The sequence below is a fragment of the Paraburkholderia sediminicola genome (assembly GCF_902859805.1).
Classification (GTDB): domain Bacteria; phylum Pseudomonadota; class Gammaproteobacteria; order Burkholderiales; family Burkholderiaceae; genus Paraburkholderia; species Paraburkholderia sediminicola.
Window position 1 is genome coordinate 16,374 of sequence record NZ_CADIKC010000013.1, and the last position, 17,868, is coordinate 34,241.

General features: G+C 57.9%; 31 protein-coding genes. All 31 read left to right on the plus strand.

Annotated features, from left to right (window positions below):
• Nucleotides 1-101 precede the first annotated feature (101 nt).
• The 31 genes from rpsL (at nucleotide 102) to rpsD (ending at nucleotide 17,758) form a co-directional block, all read left to right on the plus strand.
• On the plus strand, nucleotides 102-482 hold the full coding sequence (rpsL, locus tag R8871_RS32350) for a 30S ribosomal protein S12 (protein WP_006998493.1): 381 nt from the start codon (nucleotides 102-104) through the stop codon (nucleotides 480-482).
• A gap of 182 nt (nucleotides 483-664) precedes the next feature.
• Nucleotides 665-1,135, plus strand: a complete 471-nt coding sequence (gene rpsG / locus R8871_RS32355; RefSeq protein ID WP_006053291.1) for a 30S ribosomal protein S7 — start codon at nucleotides 665-667, stop codon at nucleotides 1,133-1,135.
• 134 nt (nucleotides 1,136-1,269) lie between these two features.
• On the plus strand, nucleotides 1,270-3,372 hold the full coding sequence (gene fusA / locus R8871_RS32360; RefSeq protein ID WP_175054082.1) for an elongation factor G: 2,103 nt from the start codon (nucleotides 1,270-1,272) through the stop codon (nucleotides 3,370-3,372).
• 47 nt (nucleotides 3,373-3,419) lie between these two features.
• Nucleotides 3,420-4,610 carry an elongation factor Tu gene (tuf, locus tag R8871_RS32365; protein ID WP_063497539.1) on the plus strand — a complete coding sequence of 397 codons (1,191 nt, stop codon included), beginning with the start codon at nucleotides 3,420-3,422 and terminating at the stop codon, nucleotides 4,608-4,610.
• Between the two features lie 127 nt (nucleotides 4,611-4,737).
• Nucleotides 4,738-5,049: a 30S ribosomal protein S10 gene (gene rpsJ / locus R8871_RS32370; protein WP_006998489.1), complete on the plus strand. Its 312-nt coding sequence runs from the start codon at nucleotides 4,738-4,740 to the stop codon at nucleotides 5,047-5,049.
• Between the two features lie 201 nt (nucleotides 5,050-5,250).
• Nucleotides 5,251-5,910, plus strand: coding sequence for a 50S ribosomal protein L3 (gene rplC / locus R8871_RS32375; protein ID WP_007180137.1), 660 nt, complete (start codon nucleotides 5,251-5,253; stop codon nucleotides 5,908-5,910).
• Nucleotides 5,910-6,530, plus strand: a complete 621-nt coding sequence (rplD, locus tag R8871_RS32380; protein WP_007180136.1) for a 50S ribosomal protein L4 — start codon at nucleotides 5,910-5,912, stop codon at nucleotides 6,528-6,530. Before rplC ends, rplD begins: the two co-directional genes overlap by 1 nt.
• Nucleotides 6,527-6,841, plus strand: coding sequence for a 50S ribosomal protein L23 (gene rplW, locus R8871_RS32385; RefSeq protein WP_007180135.1), 315 nt, complete (start codon nucleotides 6,527-6,529; stop codon nucleotides 6,839-6,841). The genes rplD and rplW overlap by 4 nt, the downstream gene beginning before the upstream one ends.
• Nucleotides 6,842-6,843: 2 nt before the next feature.
• Nucleotides 6,844-7,671: a 50S ribosomal protein L2 gene (rplB, locus tag R8871_RS32390; protein WP_063497538.1), complete on the plus strand. Its 828-nt coding sequence runs from the start codon at nucleotides 6,844-6,846 to the stop codon at nucleotides 7,669-7,671.
• Between the two features lie 10 nt (nucleotides 7,672-7,681).
• Entirely contained in the window at nucleotides 7,682-7,957 is a 276-nt protein-coding gene (gene rpsS, locus R8871_RS32395; protein WP_054036552.1) for a 30S ribosomal protein S19, read from the plus strand.
• Nucleotides 7,958-7,964: 7 nt separating this feature from the next.
• Nucleotides 7,965-8,297, plus strand: a complete 333-nt coding sequence (rplV, locus tag R8871_RS32400) for a 50S ribosomal protein L22 (RefSeq protein WP_197070230.1) — start codon at nucleotides 7,965-7,967, stop codon at nucleotides 8,295-8,297.
• Nucleotides 8,298-8,308: 11 nt separating this feature from the next.
• Nucleotides 8,309-9,115: a 30S ribosomal protein S3 gene (gene rpsC, locus R8871_RS32405; protein ID WP_012434570.1), complete on the plus strand. Its 807-nt coding sequence runs from the start codon at nucleotides 8,309-8,311 to the stop codon at nucleotides 9,113-9,115.
• Nucleotides 9,116-9,117: 2 nt separating this feature from the next.
• Entirely contained in the window at nucleotides 9,118-9,534 is a 417-nt protein-coding gene (rplP, locus tag R8871_RS32410; RefSeq protein WP_007180131.1) for a 50S ribosomal protein L16, read from the plus strand.
• Nucleotides 9,535-9,544: 10 nt separating this feature from the next.
• Entirely contained in the window at nucleotides 9,545-9,739 is a 195-nt protein-coding gene (gene rpmC / locus R8871_RS32415; RefSeq protein ID WP_007180130.1) for a 50S ribosomal protein L29, read from the plus strand.
• Complete coding sequence (gene rpsQ, locus R8871_RS32420) at nucleotides 9,736-10,008, plus strand: 30S ribosomal protein S17 (RefSeq protein WP_007180129.1); 273 nt, start codon at nucleotides 9,736-9,738, stop codon at nucleotides 10,006-10,008. Before rpmC ends, rpsQ begins: the two co-directional genes overlap by 4 nt.
• 289 nt (nucleotides 10,009-10,297) lie before the next feature.
• Nucleotides 10,298-10,666, plus strand: a complete 369-nt coding sequence (gene rplN, locus R8871_RS32425; protein WP_006052212.1) for a 50S ribosomal protein L14 — start codon at nucleotides 10,298-10,300, stop codon at nucleotides 10,664-10,666.
• Nucleotides 10,667-10,675: 9 nt separating this feature from the next.
• Nucleotides 10,676-10,984 (plus strand): 50S ribosomal protein L24, encoded by a 309-nt coding sequence (gene rplX, locus R8871_RS32430; RefSeq protein WP_028199569.1) that lies wholly within the window; start codon nucleotides 10,676-10,678, stop codon nucleotides 10,982-10,984.
• Nucleotides 10,985-11,001: 17 nt separating this feature from the next.
• Entirely contained in the window at nucleotides 11,002-11,541 is a 540-nt protein-coding gene (rplE, locus tag R8871_RS32435; RefSeq protein ID WP_006052214.1) for a 50S ribosomal protein L5, read from the plus strand.
• A gap of 7 nt (nucleotides 11,542-11,548) precedes the next feature.
• On the plus strand, nucleotides 11,549-11,854 hold the full coding sequence (gene rpsN / locus R8871_RS32440) for a 30S ribosomal protein S14 (RefSeq protein WP_006052215.1): 306 nt from the start codon (nucleotides 11,549-11,551) through the stop codon (nucleotides 11,852-11,854).
• Between the two features lie 14 nt (nucleotides 11,855-11,868).
• Nucleotides 11,869-12,264, plus strand: a complete 396-nt coding sequence (gene rpsH / locus R8871_RS32445; protein ID WP_006052216.1) for a 30S ribosomal protein S8 — start codon at nucleotides 11,869-11,871, stop codon at nucleotides 12,262-12,264.
• Between the two features lie 18 nt (nucleotides 12,265-12,282).
• Nucleotides 12,283-12,813: a 50S ribosomal protein L6 gene (gene rplF, locus R8871_RS32450; protein WP_028199570.1), complete on the plus strand. Its 531-nt coding sequence runs from the start codon at nucleotides 12,283-12,285 to the stop codon at nucleotides 12,811-12,813.
• Between the two features lie 12 nt (nucleotides 12,814-12,825).
• Nucleotides 12,826-13,191, plus strand: a complete 366-nt coding sequence (gene rplR / locus R8871_RS32455; protein WP_006052218.1) for a 50S ribosomal protein L18 — start codon at nucleotides 12,826-12,828, stop codon at nucleotides 13,189-13,191.
• A 14-nt stretch (nucleotides 13,192-13,205) separates the two neighbouring features.
• The gene (gene rpsE / locus R8871_RS32460; protein WP_006052219.1) at nucleotides 13,206-13,724 is read left to right on the plus strand and encodes a 30S ribosomal protein S5; all 519 of its coding nucleotides are present in this window, start codon (nucleotides 13,206-13,208) and stop codon (nucleotides 13,722-13,724) included.
• Between the two features lie 10 nt (nucleotides 13,725-13,734).
• Nucleotides 13,735-13,917 carry a 50S ribosomal protein L30 gene (rpmD, locus tag R8871_RS32465; protein ID WP_007180126.1) on the plus strand — a complete coding sequence of 61 codons (183 nt, stop codon included), beginning with the start codon at nucleotides 13,735-13,737 and terminating at the stop codon, nucleotides 13,915-13,917.
• 29 nt (nucleotides 13,918-13,946) lie between these two features.
• On the plus strand, nucleotides 13,947-14,381 hold the full coding sequence (gene rplO / locus R8871_RS32470) for a 50S ribosomal protein L15 (RefSeq protein WP_175054083.1): 435 nt from the start codon (nucleotides 13,947-13,949) through the stop codon (nucleotides 14,379-14,381).
• Between the two features lie 46 nt (nucleotides 14,382-14,427).
• Nucleotides 14,428-15,774: a preprotein translocase subunit SecY gene (secY, locus tag R8871_RS32475; RefSeq protein ID WP_063497536.1), complete on the plus strand. Its 1,347-nt coding sequence runs from the start codon at nucleotides 14,428-14,430 to the stop codon at nucleotides 15,772-15,774.
• An 8-nt stretch (nucleotides 15,775-15,782) separates the two neighbouring features.
• Nucleotides 15,783-16,001 (plus strand): translation initiation factor IF-1, encoded by a 219-nt coding sequence (infA, locus tag R8871_RS32480; RefSeq protein ID WP_004521905.1) that lies wholly within the window; start codon nucleotides 15,783-15,785, stop codon nucleotides 15,999-16,001.
• 20 nt (nucleotides 16,002-16,021) lie between these two features.
• On the plus strand, nucleotides 16,022-16,138 hold the full coding sequence (gene rpmJ / locus R8871_RS32485; RefSeq protein ID WP_004199844.1) for a 50S ribosomal protein L36: 117 nt from the start codon (nucleotides 16,022-16,024) through the stop codon (nucleotides 16,136-16,138).
• A 41-nt stretch (nucleotides 16,139-16,179) separates the two neighbouring features.
• On the plus strand, nucleotides 16,180-16,545 hold the full coding sequence (gene rpsM / locus R8871_RS32490; RefSeq protein WP_012434566.1) for a 30S ribosomal protein S13: 366 nt from the start codon (nucleotides 16,180-16,182) through the stop codon (nucleotides 16,543-16,545).
• Between the two features lie 28 nt (nucleotides 16,546-16,573).
• Complete coding sequence (gene rpsK / locus R8871_RS32495) at nucleotides 16,574-16,978, plus strand: 30S ribosomal protein S11 (protein WP_006052224.1); 405 nt, start codon at nucleotides 16,574-16,576, stop codon at nucleotides 16,976-16,978.
• A 156-nt stretch (nucleotides 16,979-17,134) separates the two neighbouring features.
• Nucleotides 17,135-17,758 (plus strand): 30S ribosomal protein S4, encoded by a 624-nt coding sequence (rpsD, locus tag R8871_RS32500; RefSeq protein ID WP_007180123.1) that lies wholly within the window; start codon nucleotides 17,135-17,137, stop codon nucleotides 17,756-17,758.
• Nucleotides 17,759-17,868 lie beyond the last annotated feature (110 nt).

Consider the following 17,868-nt stretch of genomic DNA (forward strand, 5'->3'; position numbering starts at 1 on the left):
AATTCGTGCGCTGATCCCTCGGTCCGGAAGTTCGATGCGCAATCGTTTCTGCTTTGCCCGGAAACAGATGCGTCGATTTTGTTCAATTTCAGGAATAAACAATGCCAACCATCAATCAACTGGTTCGCAAAGGCCGCGCGTCGGAAACGACGAAGAGCAAGAGCCCGGCTTTGCAGGACTGCCCCCAGCGTCGCGGCGTGTGCACCCGTGTGTACACCACGACGCCGAAGAAGCCTAACTCGGCACTCCGTAAGGTTGCCAAGGTTCGTCTGACGAACGGCTTCGAAGTTATTTCGTACATCGGTGGTGAAGGCCACAACCTGCAGGAACACTCGGTCGTGCTGATTCGCGGCGGCCGTGTTAAGGACTTGCCGGGTGTGCGTTACCACATGGTTCGTGGCTCGCTGGATACCCAGGGCGTCAAGGATCGTAAGCAGGCTCGCTCGAAGTACGGTGCGAAGCGCGCCAAGGCTGGCAAGTAATTAGCCGGTCAGTGTAGTTTCAGGTCGCCTGTAAAGGCGGTAATAGCGGTGGTGCCGGAATCGCCGGTGCTGTCGAGTAAGTGGTCACCCGACCGGGCTGGTAAGTCGTTAGAGATGAATCGGGTTAGTTGGTGGCCGCGGGGCTGATAAACAGCTCCAACTGAAAAGTTAAAGGAAGAAACATGCCGCGTCGTCGCGAAGTCCCCAAGCGGGAAGTGTTGCCGGATCCGAAGTTCGGTAACGTAGATGTAGCTAAGTTCATGAACGTGCTGATGCTCTCCGGCAAGAAGTCGGTTGCTGAGCGCATCGTGTACGGCGCTTTCGAACAGATCCAGACCAAGGGTGGCAAGGACCCGCTGGAAGTGTTCACGGTAGCGCTCAACAACGTCAAGCCGGTGGTCGAAGTTAAGAGCCGCCGCGTTGGTGGTGCGAACTATCAGGTTCCGGTCGAAGTGCGTCCGTCGCGTCGTATGGCATTGGCGATGCGTTGGTTGCGTGAAGCCGCGAAGAAGCGCAGCGAGAAGTCGATGGCCCTGCGTCTGGCAGGTGAACTCTCCGAAGCGGCCGAAGGCCGTGGCGGCGCGATGAAGAAGCGCGACGAAGTTCACCGGATGGCAGAAGCCAACAAGGCGTTCTCGCACTTCCGTTTCTAAGCTTCCCGGACCCGGGTTTAGCAGAAAAAGCGGAAAGAAATTCCGGGCGGGTGCGCTTACAAAGCGCCTCGCCCGTTTGTGTTACAGCGCGATGGGTATTTTCTCGCATCGCGTCATCCCAATAGAGGATCAAAGTGGCTCGCAAGACACCTATCGAGCGCTACCGTAACATCGGTATTAGCGCTCACATCGACGCCGGCAAAACGACGACGACCGAGCGCATCCTGTTCTACACCGGCGTGAACCACAAGATTGGTGAAGTTCACGACGGCGCTGCCACCATGGACTGGATGGAGCAGGAGCAGGAACGCGGCATCACGATCACGTCCGCTGCTACCACGGCATTCTGGAAAGGCATGGCCGGCGATCGCGCCGAGCACCGCATCAACATCATCGACACCCCGGGCCACGTTGACTTCACGATTGAAGTTGAACGCTCGATGCGCGTGCTCGACGGTGCGTGCATGGTGTATTGCGCAGTGGGCGGCGTGCAGCCGCAGTCGGAAACCGTGTGGCGTCAAGCTAACAAGTACAAGGTTCCCCGTCTCGCGTTCATCAACAAGATGGACCGTACCGGCGCGAACTTCTTCAAGGTCTACGACCAGCTCAAGCTGCGTCTGAAGGCGAACCCGGTTCCGGTCGTGGTGCCTATCGGCGCTGAAGAAACGTTCACGGGCGTGGTCGATCTGCTGAAGATGAAAGCGATCATTTGGGACGAAGCGTCCCAAGGCACGAAGTTCTCGTACGAAGACATCCCGGCAGAACTCGTCGACACGTGCAACGAATGGCGCGAGAAGATGGTCGAAGCCGCTGCTGAGTCGAGCGAAGACCTGATGAACAAGTACCTCGAAGAAGGCGAGTTGACGGAAGCGGAAATCGTTAAGGGTCTGCGCGACCGTACGATCGCTTGCGAAATCCAGCCGATGCTGTGCGGTACCGCGTTCAAGAACAAGGGCGTGCAACGGATGCTGGACGCCGTGCTCGACTTCCTGCCGTCGCCGATCGACATTCCGCCGGTTACGGGTGAACTCGAAAACGGTGAAAAGGCTGAGCGTCGCGCAGCTGACGACGAGAAGTTCTCGTCCCTCGCATTCAAGATCATGACCGACCCGTTTGTCGGCCAGCTGATTTTCTTCCGTGTGTACTCCGGCACGACGAAGTCGGGCGACACGCTGCTGAACGCGACCAAGGACAAGAAGGAACGTCTCGGCCGTATTCTGCTGATGCACGCAAACCAGCGTGAAGAAATCAAGGAAGTGCACGCGGGCGACATCGCTGCGGCAGTTGGCCTGAAAGACGCAACCACGGGCGACACGCTGTGCGATCCGCTGCACCCGATCGTGCTGGAACGCATGATTTTCCCGGAACCGGTGATTTCGCAGGCAGTTGAGCCGAAGACGAAGCCGGACCAGGAAAAGATGGGTCTGGCCCTGAACCGTCTGGCTCAGGAAGATCCGTCGTTCCGCGTTCAAACGGACGAAGAATCGGGTCAAACCATTATTTCGGGCATGGGCGAGCTCCACCTCGAAATTCTGGTTGACCGGATGAAGCGTGAATTCGGCGTCGAAGCAACCGTCGGCAAGCCGCAAGTGGCGTATCGTGAAACGATCCGCGGCAAGGCGGAAGACGTTGACGGCAAGTTCGTCAAGCAGTCGGGTGGTCGCGGCCAGTACGGTCACGCGGTCATCACGCTCGAGCCGAATGAGCAGGGCAAGGGCTACGAGTTCCTGGACGAAATCAAGGGCGGTGTGATTCCGCGTGAATACATCCCGGCAGTCGACAAGGGTATCCAGGAAACGCTGAAGGCTGGCGTGCTGGCAGGCTTCCCGGTCGTTGACGTGAAGGTTCACCTGACGTTCGGTTCGTACCACGATGTTGACTCGAACGAAAACGCGTTCCGCATGGCCGGTTCGATGGCGTTCAAGGAAGCAATGCGCAAGGCTCAGCCGGTCATCCTCGAACCGATGATGGCCGTCGAAGTCGAAACGCCGGAAGACTACATGGGCAACGTGATGGGCGATCTGTCGGGCCGTCGCGGTATTGTTCAGGGCATGGAAGACATGATTGGCGGCGGCAAGATCGTTCGCGCCGAAGTCCCGCTGTCGGAAATGTTCGGCTACTCGACCTCGCTGCGCTCGCTGAGCCAAGGTCGTGCAACGTACACGATGGAGTTCAAGCACTACTCCGAAGCACCGCGTAACGTGTCGGAAGCGATCATCAACGCCAAGTCGAAGTAATCGCGCGGCAAGTCATTCAACGATTAACTTTTTGAAAGAAGAGAAACATGGCTAAAGGTAAATTCGAACGGACCAAGCCGCACGTGAACGTCGGCACGATCGGTCACGTTGACCACGGCAAGACCACGCTGACGGCAGCGATCACGACGGTGCTGACCAAGAAGTTTGGCGGCGAAGCAAAGGCATACGACCAGATCGACGCGGCGCCGGAAGAAAAGGCACGTGGTATCACGATCAACACGGCGCACGTCGAGTACGAAACGGCTAACCGCCACTACGCACACGTCGACTGCCCGGGCCACGCTGACTATGTGAAGAACATGATCACGGGCGCAGCGCAGATGGACGGCGCGATCCTGGTGTGCTCGGCTGCAGACGGCCCGATGCCGCAAACGCGTGAGCACATCCTGCTGGCGCGTCAGGTTGGCGTTCCGTACATCATCGTGTTCCTGAACAAGTGCGACATGGTGGACGACGCTGAGCTGCTGGAACTCGTCGAGATGGAAGTTCGCGAACTTCTGTCGAAGTACGACTTCCCGGGCGACGACACGCCGATCATCAAGGGTTCGGCCAAGCTGGCGCTGGAAGGCGACACGGGCGAGCTGGGCGAAGTGGCGATCATGAACCTGGCCGACGCGCTGGACACGTACATCCCGACGCCGGAGCGCGCAGTTGACGGTGCGTTCCTGATGCCGGTGGAAGACGTGTTCTCGATCTCGGGTCGCGGCACGGTGGTGACGGGTCGCGTTGAGCGCGGCGTCGTGAAGGTTGGCGAGGAAATCGAAATCGTCGGTATCAAGCCGACGGTGAAGACGACCTGCACGGGCGTGGAAATGTTCCGCAAGCTGCTCGACCAGGGTCAGGCAGGCGACAACGTGGGTATCCTGCTGCGCGGCACGAAGCGTGAAGACGTGGAGCGTGGCCAGGTTCTGGCGAAGCCGGGTTCGATCAACCCGCACACGCACTTCACGGCTGAAGTGTACGTGCTGAGCAAGGACGAAGGCGGCCGCCACACGCCGTTCTTCAACAACTATCGTCCGCAGTTCTACTTCCGTACAACGGACGTGACGGGCTCGATCGAGTTGCCGAAGGACAAGGAAATGGTCATGCCGGGCGACAACGTGTCGATCACGGTGAAGCTGATCAACCCGATCGCGATGGAAGAAGGTCTGCGCTTCGCAATCCGCGAAGGCGGCCGTACGGTCGGCGCAGGTGTGGTTGCCAAGATTCTCGAGTAAAATCGAGGGTTGAAGTTGCAGTAAGTGGTGCCCGGAGCCGGGCGCCAGCGCCACAGCAGGTGCCCGGCTCTACGTTCTTTTACTATCTGGCGGCGCAATACCGCCTCGCTCTTTCCAAGGAATTGTCATGCAGAACCAGAAAATCCGCATTCGCCTGAAGGCTTTCGACTATCGCCTGATCGATCAATCGGCAGCTGAAATCGTCGACACGGCAAAGCGGACTGGCGCAATCGTTCGTGGTCCGGTGCCCCTGCCGACCCGCATTCAACGTTTCGACATCCTGCGTTCGCCGCACGTCAACAAGACGTCGCGCGATCAGCTCGAAATCCGTACGCACCAACGTCTGATGGACATCGTCGATCCGACGGACAAGACCGTTGACGCACTGATGAAGCTGGACCTGCCGGCTGGCGTGGACGTGGAAATCAAGCTGCAATAAGGCTTCCAAAGGTTGCCTGGCGTGCCGGGCAGCGCTAAGTCATTGATTGCTTGCGGAAAACGAAAAGTCTCGCTATAATAGTGGGCTTTTCGCGCATTTGCGCAAAAAAGTCGGTGTGCTGCAGCATGATTTCATGCCCGAAACGGCACCGGCATTTTGTAAATTAGCCCCGACCAATCGCAGTCGGGAATGGAGAAAACGATGAGCCTTGGACTCGTAGGTCGCAAGGTTGGCATGACCCGTATCTTCACGGCAGAAGGGGATTCGATTCCCGTTACCGTGCTGGACGTGTCCGACAACCGCGTGACGCAGATCAAGACTGTTGAAACCGACGGCTACACGGCCGTGCAGGTTGCATTCGGTACGCGCCGTGCATCGCGTGTGACGAAGCCGTTGGCCGGTCATCTCGCCAAAGCCGGTGTTCAAGCCGGTGAAATCCTCAAAGAATTCCAGATCGATGCTGCCAAGGCTGCCGAGTTGTCGAACGGCACCGTGGTCGGTCCCGACCTGTTCGAAGTAGGCCAGAAGGTCGACGTGCAAGGCGTGTCGATCGGTAAGGGCTACGCCGGTACCATCAAGCGTTACAACTTCGCATCCGGCCGTGCATCGCACGGTAACTCGCGCTCGCACAACGTGCCGGGTTCGATCGGTATGGCGCAGGATCCGGGTCGTGTTTTCCCGGGTAAGCGCATGACCGGTCACATGGGTGACGATACGGTAACCGTGCAAAACCTCGAAATCGCTCGTATCGACGCTGACCGCAAGCTGTTGCTGGTCAAGGGCGCCGTTCCGGGTGCGAAGGGTGGCAAGGTATTCGTTACGCCGGCCGTGAAGACGCGTGCCGTGAAAGGAGCGAAATAATGGAACTTAAGCTCCTGAATGCCAATGGTCAGGAAGGTGCAGGCGTTAGCGCGTCGGACGTAGTGTTCGGCCGCGATTACAACGAAGCCCTGATTCACCAGGTTGTGGTGGCGTATCAAGCGAATGCCCGTAGCGGCAACCGCGCGCAGAAGGACCGTGAGCAAGTCAAGCACACGACCAAGAAGCCGTGGCGCCAGAAGGGTACGGGCCGCGCCCGTGCCGGTATGTCGTCGAGCCCGTTGTGGCGCGGCGGTGGCCGGATCTTCCCGAATTCGCCGGAAGAAAACTTTTCGCACAAGGTCAACAAGAAGATGCATCGCGCAGGTCTCTGCTCGATCTTCTCGCAGCTGGCTCGCGAAGGCCGCATCTCGGTGGTCGACGAGCTGACGCTCGAAGCGCCGAAGACGAAGCTGCTGGCCGAAAAATTCAAGGCGATGGGTCTCGACTCCGTGCTGGTGATTACCGACACGGTTGACGAAAACCTGTACCTCGCGTCGCGCAATCTCGCCCATGTGGCGGTTGTCGAGCCGCGTTACGCCGACCCGCTGTCGCTGATCTACTTCAAGAAGATCCTGATCACGAAGGCTGCGGTCGCCCAGATCGAGGAGTTGCTGTCATGAGCGAGATTCGCAAGAACGATCATCGTTTGATGCAGGTCCTGCTCGCGCCGGTGATCTCCGAAAAGGCGACGCTGGTGGCCGACAAGAACGAGCAGGTTGTGTTCGAAGTCGCGCCCGATGCCACGAAGCAGGAAGTGAAAGCTGCAGTCGAGCTGCTGTTCAAGGTGGAAGTCAATTCCGTCAACGTGCTGGTCTCGAAGGGCAAAGCCAAGCGCTTTGGCCGCTTCATGGGCAAGCGCAAGGACGTGAAGAAGGCGTACGTCTGCCTGAAGCCCGGCCAGGAAATCAACTTTGAAGCGGAGGCCAAGTAATCATGGCAATCGTTAAAGTTAAGCCGACTTCGCCGGGTCGCCGTGCGATGGTCAAGGTGGTCAACAAGGATCTGCATAAGGGCAAGCCGTTCGCACCGCTGCTCGATTCGCAATCCACGACCGCCGGCCGTAATAACAACGGTCACATCACCACGCGTCATAAGGGTGGTGGTCACAAGCATCACTACCGTGTCGTCGATTTCCGTCGCAACAAGGACGGCATTCCGGCAAAGGTCGAACGTCTTGAGTACGATCCGAACCGTAGCGCGAACATCGCGCTGGTTCTGTACGCAGACGGCGAGCGCAAGTACATCATCGCTCCGAAGGGTGTGACGGTTGGTCAGCAACTGATGTCGGGTTCGGAAGCTCCGATCCGCGCAGGTAACACGCTGCCGATCCGCAACATTCCGGTCGGTACGACGATCCACTGCATCGAAATGCTGCCGGGCAAGGGCGCGCAAATGGCGCGTTCGGCTGGCACGTCGGCGATGTTGCTGGCTCGTGAAGGCATCTACGCACAGGTCCGCCTGCGCTCGGGTGAAATCCGCCGCGTTCACGTTGAATGCCGCGCGACGATTGGTGAAGTTGGCAACGAAGAGCATAGCCTCCGTCAAATCGGTAAGGCTGGCGCGAATCGCTGGCGCGGTATCCGCCCGACGGTGCGTGGCGTTGCAATGAACCCGGTCGATCACCCGCACGGCGGTGGTGAAGGCAAGACGGCTGCAGGTCGCGATCCGGTGAGCCCGTGGGGCACGCCTGCTAAGGGTTATCGCACCCGCAGCAACAAGCGCACGACGAGCATGATCGTCCAGCGCCGTCACAAGCGTTAAGGAGTAGGCAATGGCACGTTCTGTAAAAAAAGGTCCGTTCTGCGACGCCCATTTGCTGAAGAAAGTTGAGTCGGCAGCCGCTGCGCGTGACAAGAAGCCGATCAAAACCTGGTCGCGTCGTTCTACGATTCTGCCGGATTTCATCGGTCTGACGATTGCTGTGCACAACGGCCGTCAACACGTCCCGGTGTACATCTCGGAAAACATGGTCGGCCACAAGCTTGGCGAGTTTGCATTGACCCGGACGTTCAAGGGTCACGCAGCCGACAAGAAGGCTAAGAAATAAGGGGCTCATGATGGAAGTGAAAGCAATTCATCGCGGTGCCCGCATCTCGGCGCAGAAAACGCGCCTTGTGGCTGACCAGATCCGCGGTTTGCCGGTCGACAAGGCGCTGAACGTTCTGACGTTCTCGCCGAAGAAGGCTGCGGGAATCGTGAAAAAGGTCGTGCTGTCGGCGATCGCGAATGCGGAGCATAACGAAGGCGCCGATATCGACGAGCTCAAGGTAACGAGCATCATGGTCGACAAGGCTGCATCGCTCAAGCGTTTTACCGCGCGCGCTAAAGGCCGTGGTAACCGCATCGAGAAGCAATCCTGTCACATCACTGTGACGGTCGGGAATTAAGGGGTCATACGATGGGACAGAAAATTCATCCGACTGGCTTCCGTTTGGCCGTCAGCCGCAATTGGGCGTCGCGTTGGTACGCGAACAACAACAATTTCGCGGCGATGTTGCAGGAAGACATCGGTGTTCGTGAATACCTGAAGAAGAAGCTGAAGAACGCGTCCGTCGGCCGCGTTGTGATCGAGCGTCCTGCAAAGAACGCACGCATCACGATTTTCAGCTCGCGTCCGGGTGTCGTGATCGGTAAGAAGGGTGAAGACATTGAACTGCTGAAGTCCGAGCTGCAAAAGCGCATGGGCGTCCCGGTTCACGTCAACATCGAAGAAATCCGCAAGCCGGAAACCGATGCGCAACTGATCGCTGATTCGATCACGCAACAACTCGAGCGTCGGATTATGTTCCGCCGCGCGATGAAGCGTGCAATGCAAAACGCAATGCGTCTGGGTGCTCAAGGCATCAAGATCATGAGCGCAGGCCGCCTGAACGGTATCGAAATCGCTCGTACGGAATGGTATCGCGAAGGTCGCGTGCCCCTTCATACGCTGCGTGCTGATATCGACTACGCAACTTCGGAAGCGAAGACGACGTACGGCATCATCGGCGTGAAGGTGTGGGTCTACAAGGGCGACACGCTCGGCCGCAACGACGCACCGGTGGTTGAAGAAGTCGCCGAAGAAAAGCGTCCGCGCCGCAACGCACGTCCGGGTGGCGATCGCCGTCCGCGTCGTGATGGTGAAGGTGGTGGCCCGGCAGGTGCACGCCGTGGCGCTCCTCGTCGTGCTGGCGGTGCCGGCGGCGACGGGAAGACTGGAGAATAACGATGCTGCAACCGAAACGCAGAAAGTATCGCAAAGAGCAGAAGGGTCGTAACACCGGTATCGCTACCCGCGGCAACGCGGTGTCGTTCGGTGAGTTCGGCCTGAAGGCTATCGGTCGTGGTCGTTTGACCGCGCGCCAGATTGAAGCGGCACGTCGTGCAATGACGCGTCACATCAAGCGTGGTGGCCGTATCTGGATCCGCATCTTCCCGGACAAGCCGATCTCGCACAAGCCGGCTGAAGTACGTATGGGTAACGGTAAAGGTAACCCTGAGTACTACGTCGCAGAGATTCAACCGGGCAAGATGCTGTACGAAATGGACGGCGTAACCGAAGAGCTGGCACGCGAAGCGTTCCGTCTGGCTGCAGCTAAGCTGCCGCTTAAGACGACGTTTATCGTGCGTCAGCTCGGCGCCTAAGGAGCAAATGATGAAGGCTTCCGAACTTCACCAGAAAGATCAGGCCGCGCTCAACAAGGAGCTGTCGGACCTGTTGAAGGCGCAATTCGGCCTGCGCATGCAACTCGCGACCCAGCAGCTCACGAACACGAGCCAGCTGAAGAAGGTTCGTCGCGACATCGCACGTGTGCGGACCGTCCTGACTGAGAAGGCGAACCAGAAATGAACGATAGCGTAAAAACCTCGCTCAAGCGGACGCTGGTCGGCAAGGTCGTCAGCAACAAGATGGACAAGACGGTCACCGTGTTGGTTGAGCACCGCGTGAAGCACCCGATCTACGGCAAGTACGTTGTGCGTTCGAAGAAGTACCACGCGCACGACGATGCAAACACGTACAACGAGGGTGACCTCGTTGAAATCCAGGAAACGCGTCCGATTTCGAAGACGAAAGCCTGGGTTGTGGCTCGCCTGGTTGAGGCTGCTCGCGTCATCTGACGCCGCAAGTTGTAGAAGTAGTTGAAATCGCAGTAAGTTTCGCTTGCAAGACCGAGATTATTTGTTATAATCTCGGTCTTCCCTCTTTTATGGGAGCCCCGTCGCGGGCGAAGTTGGTGGGGGAAGCGGTTCAGGCGCCAGTCTGTTCCGAAGGATTCACCGGATTGCGATGGCGGGTTTCGTTTGCCGTCGCTGCTGTTCATACCCAAGCAGCCGATTGGCTGACGGGACCAAGACTGACCGGGTACGCCATGGTGGTGTGACCGGATTAAGTTGGGATAGATAAACCATGATCCAGACCGAAACTCGGCTTGAAGTGGCCGACAACACCGGTGCGCGTGAAGTCATGTGCATCAAGGTTCTCGGCGGCTCGAAGCGTCGTTATGCCAGCATTGGCGACATCATCAAGGTGACCGTCAAAGAAGCAACGCCGCGCGGGCGCGTGAAGAAAGGCGAAATTTACAACGCCGTGGTGGTTCGCACCGCCAAGGGCGTGCGCCGTCAGGACGGCTCGCTGATCAAGTTCGATGGCAATGCTGCAGTGCTGTTGAATGCCAAGCTCGAACCTATTGGCACCCGTATTTTCGGGCCTGTTACGCGCGAGTTGCGCAGCGAACGATTCATGAAGATCGTTTCGTTGGCACCTGAAGTGCTGTAAGGAGTCGAGATGAACAAGATTCGCAAAGGTGACGAAGTTATCGTCATCACCGGCAAAGATAAAGGCAAGCGCGGCGTCGTGCTGTCCGTTGGCGAAGACAAGGTAATTGTCGAGGGCATCAACCTCGTCAAGAAGCACGTCAAGCCGAACCCGATGAAGGGTACGACGGGTGGCGTGGAAGCCAAGACGATGCCGCTGCAAATTTCGAACGTCGCATTGGTCGACGCGAATGGCAAGGCGTCGCGTGTAGGCATCAAGGTCGAGGGAGACAAGAAAGTCCGTTTCCTTAAGACGACCGGTGCCGTGCTGAGCGCCTGACGCTGCGGAGTAAAAAAATGGCTCGTTTGCAAGAGTTTTACAAAGAGAAGGTTGTACCCGGCCTCATCGAGAAGTTCGGTTACAAGTCCGTGATGGAAGTGCCGCGCATCACCAAGATCACCCTGAACATGGGCCTTGGCGAAGCGGTTGCTGACAAGAAGATCATCGAAAACGCCGTTGGCGACCTGACGAAGATCGCAGGCCAGAAGCCGGTGATCACGAAGGCACGCAAGGCAATCGCTGGCTTCAAGATCCGTCAGGGCTATCCGATCGGTGCAATGGTCACGTTGCGTGGTCAGGCAATGTACGAATTTCTGGACCGTTTCGTGACGGTTGCGCTCCCCCGTGTGCGCGACTTCCGTGGCGTGTCGGGTCGTGCGTTCGATGGTCGCGGCAACTACAACATCGGTGTGAAAGAGCAGATCATTTTCCCCGAAATCGACTACGACAAGATCGACGCACTGCGTGGGCTGAACATCAGCATCACGACAACTGCGAAGACCGACGACGAAGCAAAGGCTCTGCTCGCCAGCTTCAAGTTCCCGTTCAGAAACTGAGGTTACCGTGGCTAAACTGGCACTGATCGAACGTGAAAAGAAGCGTGCTCGCCTGGCCGCTAAGTACGCTCCCAAGCGTGCTGAGCTGAAAGCGATTATCGGCGATATGAGCAAGTCGGACGAAGAGCATTACGCAGCACGTCTGGAACTGCAACAACTGCCGCGCAACTCTAACCCGACCCGTAAGCGCAATCGTTGCGCAATTACCGGTCGCCCGCGTGGCACGTTCCGTAAATTCGGGCTGGCGCGTAACAAGATTCGCGAAATCGCGTTCCGCGGCGAGATCCCTGGCCTGACCAAGGCGAGCTGGTAATAGGAGAAACGTAAATGAGCATGAGTGATCCTATCGCCGATATGCTGACTCGCATCCGCAATGCGCAGATGGTTGAGAAAGTTTCGGTGACAATGCCCTCGTCGAAAGTCAAGGTTGCGATTGCGCAGGTCCTGAAGGACGAAGGCTATATCGATGATTTCGCAGTGAAGTCCGAAGGTGCGAAGTCTGAATTGAACATCGTGTTGAAGTACTACGCTGGCCGTCCGGTGATCGAGCGCATTGAACGCGTTTCGAAGCCTGGTCTGCGTGTGTACCGCGGCCGTAACGACATCCCCGTGGTCATGAATGGCCTCGGCGTGGCAATCGTGTCGACGCCGAAGGGCGTGATGACGGACCGCAAGGCGCGTGCAACGGGCGTTGGCGGCGAAGTCATCTGCTACGTCGCTTAAGGCCGAAAGGAGAGAAACATGTCTCGAGTAGGTAAAAGCCCGATCGCGCTGCAAGGCGCAGAAGTGGCCCTGAGCGACGAACGCATTACCGTCAAGGGCCCGCTGGGTACGATTTCGCAGGCTGCAAACAGCCTCGTGAAGGTGGTGAACGACAACGGCACGCTGAAGTTCGAGCCGGTGGACGAAAGCCGCGAAGCGAATGCGATGTCGGGCACGATGCGCGCACTGGTTGCGAACATGGTGAACGGCGTGACGAAGGGTTTCGAGCGCAAGCTGACGCTGGTTGGCGTCGGTTACCGCGCACAGGCGCAAGGCGACAAGCTGAACCTGTCGCTGGGTTTCTCGCACCCCGTGGTGCACCAGATGCCGGAAGGCGTGAAGGCTGAAACCCCGACGCAAACCGAAATCGTGATCAAGGGGATCAATAAGCAACAAGTTGGCCAAGTCGCTGCAGAAGTGCGCGGCTATCGCCCGCCGGAGCCCTACAAGGGCAAGGGTGTGCGTTACGCCAACGAGGTTGTGATCCTCAAAGAAACGAAGAAGAAGTAAGGGTGCGCAATCATGGATAAGACTCAATCTCGCCTGCGCCGCGCTCGTCAGACGCGTATCAAGATCGCTGAGCTGCAGGTCGCGCGTCTCGCCGTGCATCGCACGAACACGCACATCTATGCGCAAGTGTTCTCGCCGTGCGGCACCAAGGTGCTCGCCAGCGCGTCGACGCTCGAAGCCGAAGTGCGTGCGCAACTGGCTGATCAGACTGGCAAGGGCGGCAACGTCGCCGCTGCGACCCTGATCGGTAAGCGCATTGCAGAAAAGGCTAAGGCTGCCGGCATCGAATCCGTCGCCTTCGACCGTTCGGGTTTCCGTTACCACGGCCGCGTGAAAGCGCTGGCTGATGCGGCGCGCGAAGCCGGACTCAAGTTCTAAGGGAAGAATTCGTCATGGCAAAGATGCAAGCGAAAGTTCAGGCTGACGAACGCGACGACGGCCTGCGCGAAAAGATGATTTCGGTCAACCGCGTGACCAAGGTTGTGAAGGGCGGCCGGATTCTCGGTTTTGCCGCACTGACCGTGGTTGGCGACGGTGATGGCCGCGTCGGTATGGGCAAGGGCAAGGCGAAGGAAGTGCCGGTCGCTGTTCAGAAGGCGATGGAACAGGCTCGCCGCAACATGTTCAAGGTGCCGCTTAAGAACGGTACCCTGCAACACGAAGTGCACGGTAAGCACGGCGCATCGATGGTTCTCCTCGCTCCGGCGAAGGATGGTACCGGTGTGATCGCTGGCGGCCCGATGCGCGCAGTGTTCGACGTGATGGGCGTGCAGAACGTTGTGGCCAAGAGCCACGGTTCGACGAACCCGTACAACCTCGTTCGTGCAACGCTCGACGGTCTGCGTAAGCAGTCGACGCCGGGTGATATCGCGGCGAAGCGCGGCAAGTCCGTCGAAGATATTCTGGGCTAAGGTGGACACCATGTCTGATAAAACTGTCAAGGTCCAGCTCGTCAAGAGCCTGATCGGCACCCGTGAAACGCACCGTGCAACGGTGCGTGGCTTGGGCCTGCGCCGACTCAACTCGGTTAGCGAGTTGCAGGACACGCCGGCTGTGCGCGGCATGATCAACAAGGTTTCGTACCTCGTTAAGGTCATCAGCTAAGCGGCTGACCAGGACTCAAGGAGTTGATAATGGAATTGAATAACCTGAAGCCGGCTGAAGGTTCGAAGCACGCTAAGCGTCGCGTCGGCCGTGGTATCGGCTCCGGTCTGGGTAAGACGGCTGGCCGTGGTCACAAGGGTCAGAAGTCGCGCTCGGGCGGCTTTCACAAGGTTGGCTTCGAAGGCGGTCAAATGCCGCTGCAACGTCGCCTGCCGAAGCGTGGCTTCACCTCGCTGACGAAGGAATTTGTCGGTGAAGTGCGTCTCTCTGATCTGGAAAAGCTGCCGGTCGACGAAATCGATCTGTTGGCTCTGAAGCAAGCCGGTCTGCTCGGCGAGCTGATCAAGAGCGCCAAGATCATCGCGACGGGCGAGCTTACGCGCAAGATCGTTGTGAAGGGTCTGGGTGCGACGAAGGGTGCGCGCGCTGCTATTGAAGCAGCCGGCGGCTCTTTTGCCGAGTAACGAGCAAGTTATTTGCCGTCACTAGCATTTGCATCGGAGAAGGTACTTGGCTAACAGTCCGAGTCTCGCAAAACCCGGTCGCAGCGCGGCGAAGTTTGGCGATCTGCGTCGGCGTGCAGTGTTCCTGCTGCTGGCGTTGATCGTCTACCGTATCGGCGCGCACATTCCGGTGCCGGGTATTGACCCGGACCAGCTGGCAAAGTTGTTCCAAAGCCAGTCGGGCGGCATCCTTGGCATGTTCAACATGTTCTCGGGTGGTGCACTTTCGCGGTTCACGATTTTTGCGCTGGGGATCATGCCGTACATTTCGGCGTCGATCATCATGCAGCTGCTGGCGATTGTCTCGCCGCAGCTGGAAGCGCTGAAAAAGGAAGGGCAGGCGGGTCAACGGAAGATTACGCAGTACACGCGTATCTTTACGGTCCTGCTGGCGACGTTCCAGGCGTTCGGCATCGCCGTCGCACTGGAAAATCAGCCAGGCCTGGTGATCGATCCGGGAATGGTATTTCGGCTGACGACGGTCGTGACGCTGGTGACCGGCACGATGTTCCTGATGTGGCTAGGTGAGCAGATCACGGAACGTGGGCTTGGTAACGGTATCTCGATCATCATTTTCGGCGGTATTGCGGCGGGTTTCCCGAACGCAATCGGTGGTCTTTTCGAACTGGTGCGAACTGGCTCGATGAGCATCATCTCGGCGATTATCGTGGTCGCGCTGATTGCCGGTGTGACGTATCTGGTGGTGTTCATCGAACGCGGCCAGCGCAAGATTCTTGTGAATTACGCCAAGCGGCAGGTCGGTAACAAGATTTACGGCGGACAGTCTTCACATCTGCCGCTGAAGTTGAATATGTCGGGCGTGATTCCGCCGATCTTTGCATCGTCGATCATTCTCTTCCCGGCAACCATCCTGAACTGGTTTAGTTCGGGGTCGCGTACCAGCTGGTTCGCAGACACGTTGCACAATGTGGCCGAAGCCCTTAAGCCCGGCCAACCCGTGTACGTGTTGCTGTACGCGTTGGCGATCGTCTTCTTCTGCTTCTTCTACACCGCACTGGTGTTCAACAGCAGAGAAACGGCCGACAACCTGAAAAAGAGTGGCGCTTTCGTCCCAGGCATCCGCCCGGGCGATCAAACGGCGCGATACATCGACCGTATCCTGACGCGTCTGACGCTGGCTGGTGCGATCTACATCGTGTTTGTTTGTCTGCTGCCTGAATTTTTGGTACTGCGCTGGAACGTGCCGTTTTATTTTGGTGGAACGTCGCTGCTGATCATTGTCGTCGTCACAATGGATTTCATGGCGCAGGTGCAGTCGTACGTTATGTCGCAACAGTATGAATCGCTGCTGAAGAAAGCTAATTTCAAAGGCGGCGGCGTCCCGATGCGTTGAAAGGACTTATGGCCAAAGACGATGTTATCCAGATGCAGGGTGAAGTCATCGAAAACCTGCCTAACGCTACCTTTAGGGTGAAGCTGGAAAACGGCCATGTCGTATTGGGACACATATCCGGCAAGATGCGGATGCACTACATCCGAATCTTGCCGGGCGACAAGGTAACGGTTGAATTGACGCCTTACGATCTGTCGCGTGCGCGGATCGTGTTCCGGGCGAAGTGATTTGAAAAAAGGGTAATATCATGAAAGTGATGGCATCGGTTAAGCGCATTTGCCGCAATTGCAAGATCATCAAGCGCAAAGGCGTTGTGCGCGTGATTTGCAGCTCTGATCCGCGCCACAAACAGCGTCAAGGCTGAACGCCGCGCTTTTTGCTGCGCTTTTTGTTTGAGGAAAAACAATGGCTCGTATCGCAGGGGTTAACATCCCGAATCACCAGCATACCGAAATCGGCCTGACGGCAATTTACGGTGTAGGCCGCACGCGCTCGCGCGACATTTGCGTCGCTGCTGGTGTGGCATTTTCGAAGAAGGTCAAGGACCTGAACGACGCAGACCTCGAAAAGCTGCGTGAAGAAGTCGGCAAGTTCATCGTTGAAGGCGATCTGCGCCGTGAAACGACGATGAACATTAAGCGCCTGATGGATCTCGGCTGCTACCGTGGCGTGCGTCATCGCAAGGGCTTGCCCCTGCGTGGCCAACGCACGCGTACGAATGCCCGTACGCGCAAGGGTCCGCGTCGTGCAGCGCAATCGCTGAAGAAGTAAGCGGAACTGACAGTTACAGGAAAACGTAATGGCTAAGGCTTCGAACAACTCCGCGGCGCAACGCGTTCGCAAGAAGGTCAAGAAGAACGTCGCCGAGGGCGTGGTTCACGTTCACGCGTCGTTCAACAACACCATCATCACGATCACCGATCGTCAAGGCAATGCACTTGCTTGGGCAACGTCGGGTGGTCAGGGCTTCAAGGGTTCGCGTAAATCGACCCCGTTTGCAGCCCAGGTGGCAGCCGAATCGGCTGGCCGCGTGGCGATGGAATACGGCGTGAAGAACCTCGAAGTGCGTATCAAGGGCCCCGGTCCTGGCCGCGAATCGGCGGTGCGCGCGTTGCATGGTCTTGGCATCAAGATCACCGCGATCTCCGACGTGACCCCGGTCCCGCACAACGGCTGCCGTCCGCCGAAGCGTCGTCGTATCTAAGACGCTGTTTTCGCTAGCGCCTGTTGCCGCCGGTGTTCAAGCCGGCGACCACAGGCTGCTTGCGCTATTGAATTGACTAAGCCCACCGTTCGACCCAAAGGGTTCGGACTAGCGCGAGTGCATGCATTCGTGTGATCAATCATAGAAGGAATCAACGTGGCACGTTATATCGGCCCTAAGGCCAAGCTGTCCCGCCGTGAAGGCACTGACCTCTTCCTGAAGAGCGCCCGTCGTTCGCTCGCTGACAAGTGCAAGCTTGACAGCAAGCCCGGCCAACACGGCCGCACGTCGGGTGCACGTACGTCCGACTACGGCACGCAGCTGCGCGAAAAGCAAAAAGTGAAGCGCATCTACGGCGTCCTTGAGCGTCAATTCCGCCGTTACTTCGCTGAAGCCGACCGCCTGAAGGGCAACACGGGTGAAAACCTGCTGCAATTGCTCGAATCGCGTCTCGATAACGTCGTGTATCGCATGGGTTTCGGCTCGACGCGCGCTGAAGCGCGTCAGCTCGTGAGCCACAAGGCGATCACGGTGAATGGCGTGGTGTCGAACATCCCGTCGATGCAAGTGAAGGCAGGCGACGTCGTCGCAGTGCGCGAACAAAAGAAGAAGCAGGCGCGTATTCTCGAAGCGCTGTCGCTGGCCGAGCAAGGCGGTCTGCCGAGCTGGGTCGCTGTCGATTCGAAGAAATTCGAAGGTACGTTCAAGCAGAAGCCGGAACGCAGCGACATCGCTGGCGATATCAACGAAAGCCTGATCGTCGAATTGTATTCGCGGTAATCGGATTAACGGCCGGGGCACCCCGATTGCGTTGCGCAAGGGGGCGTCTCGGCTGTTTATTTTCAGGTTGTTACCGGTCAGCCTTATCGGTGTAACGAGCCGAGGGTATT

What these genes read in the sequence shown, in the direction of transcription:
- rpsL (WP_006998493.1), top strand. Translation starts at nt 102, where the DNA reads ATGCCAACCATCAATCAACTGGTTCGCAAAGGCCGCGCGTCGGAAACG.
- rpsG (WP_006053291.1), top strand. Translation starts at nt 665, where the DNA reads ATGCCGCGTCGTCGCGAAGTCCCCAAGCGGGAAGTGTTGCCGGATCCG.
- tuf (WP_063497539.1), top strand. Translation starts at nt 3,420, where the DNA reads ATGGCTAAAGGTAAATTCGAACGGACCAAGCCGCACGTGAACGTCGGC.
- rpsJ (WP_006998489.1), top strand. Translation starts at nt 4,738, where the DNA reads ATGCAGAACCAGAAAATCCGCATTCGCCTGAAGGCTTTCGACTATCGC.
- rplC (WP_007180137.1), top strand. Translation starts at nt 5,251, where the DNA reads ATGAGCCTTGGACTCGTAGGTCGCAAGGTTGGCATGACCCGTATCTTC.
- rplD (WP_007180136.1), top strand. Translation starts at nt 5,910, where the DNA reads ATGGAACTTAAGCTCCTGAATGCCAATGGTCAGGAAGGTGCAGGCGTT.
- rplW (WP_007180135.1), top strand. Translation starts at nt 6,527, where the DNA reads ATGAGCGAGATTCGCAAGAACGATCATCGTTTGATGCAGGTCCTGCTC.
- rplB (WP_063497538.1), top strand. Translation starts at nt 6,844, where the DNA reads ATGGCAATCGTTAAAGTTAAGCCGACTTCGCCGGGTCGCCGTGCGATG.
- rpsS (WP_054036552.1), top strand. Translation starts at nt 7,682, where the DNA reads ATGGCACGTTCTGTAAAAAAAGGTCCGTTCTGCGACGCCCATTTGCTG.
- rplV (WP_197070230.1), top strand. Translation starts at nt 7,965, where the DNA reads ATGATGGAAGTGAAAGCAATTCATCGCGGTGCCCGCATCTCGGCGCAG.
- rpsC (WP_012434570.1), top strand. Translation starts at nt 8,309, where the DNA reads ATGGGACAGAAAATTCATCCGACTGGCTTCCGTTTGGCCGTCAGCCGC.
- rplP (WP_007180131.1), top strand. Translation starts at nt 9,118, where the DNA reads ATGCTGCAACCGAAACGCAGAAAGTATCGCAAAGAGCAGAAGGGTCGT.
- rpmC (WP_007180130.1), top strand. Translation starts at nt 9,545, where the DNA reads ATGAAGGCTTCCGAACTTCACCAGAAAGATCAGGCCGCGCTCAACAAG.
- rpsQ (WP_007180129.1), top strand. Translation starts at nt 9,736, where the DNA reads ATGAACGATAGCGTAAAAACCTCGCTCAAGCGGACGCTGGTCGGCAAG.
- rplN (WP_006052212.1), top strand. Translation starts at nt 10,298, where the DNA reads ATGATCCAGACCGAAACTCGGCTTGAAGTGGCCGACAACACCGGTGCG.
- rplX (WP_028199569.1), top strand. Translation starts at nt 10,676, where the DNA reads ATGAACAAGATTCGCAAAGGTGACGAAGTTATCGTCATCACCGGCAAA.
- rplE (WP_006052214.1), top strand. Translation starts at nt 11,002, where the DNA reads ATGGCTCGTTTGCAAGAGTTTTACAAAGAGAAGGTTGTACCCGGCCTC.
- rpsH (WP_006052216.1), top strand. Translation starts at nt 11,869, where the DNA reads ATGAGCATGAGTGATCCTATCGCCGATATGCTGACTCGCATCCGCAAT.
- rplF (WP_028199570.1), top strand. Translation starts at nt 12,283, where the DNA reads ATGTCTCGAGTAGGTAAAAGCCCGATCGCGCTGCAAGGCGCAGAAGTG.
- rplR (WP_006052218.1), top strand. Translation starts at nt 12,826, where the DNA reads ATGGATAAGACTCAATCTCGCCTGCGCCGCGCTCGTCAGACGCGTATC.
- rpsE (WP_006052219.1), top strand. Translation starts at nt 13,206, where the DNA reads ATGGCAAAGATGCAAGCGAAAGTTCAGGCTGACGAACGCGACGACGGC.
- rpmD (WP_007180126.1), top strand. Translation starts at nt 13,735, where the DNA reads ATGTCTGATAAAACTGTCAAGGTCCAGCTCGTCAAGAGCCTGATCGGC.
- rplO (WP_175054083.1), top strand. Translation starts at nt 13,947, where the DNA reads ATGGAATTGAATAACCTGAAGCCGGCTGAAGGTTCGAAGCACGCTAAG.
- infA (WP_004521905.1), top strand. Translation starts at nt 15,783, where the DNA reads ATGGCCAAAGACGATGTTATCCAGATGCAGGGTGAAGTCATCGAAAAC.
- rpmJ (WP_004199844.1), top strand. Translation starts at nt 16,022, where the DNA reads ATGAAAGTGATGGCATCGGTTAAGCGCATTTGCCGCAATTGCAAGATC.
- rpsM (WP_012434566.1), top strand. Translation starts at nt 16,180, where the DNA reads ATGGCTCGTATCGCAGGGGTTAACATCCCGAATCACCAGCATACCGAA.
- rpsK (WP_006052224.1), top strand. Translation starts at nt 16,574, where the DNA reads ATGGCTAAGGCTTCGAACAACTCCGCGGCGCAACGCGTTCGCAAGAAG.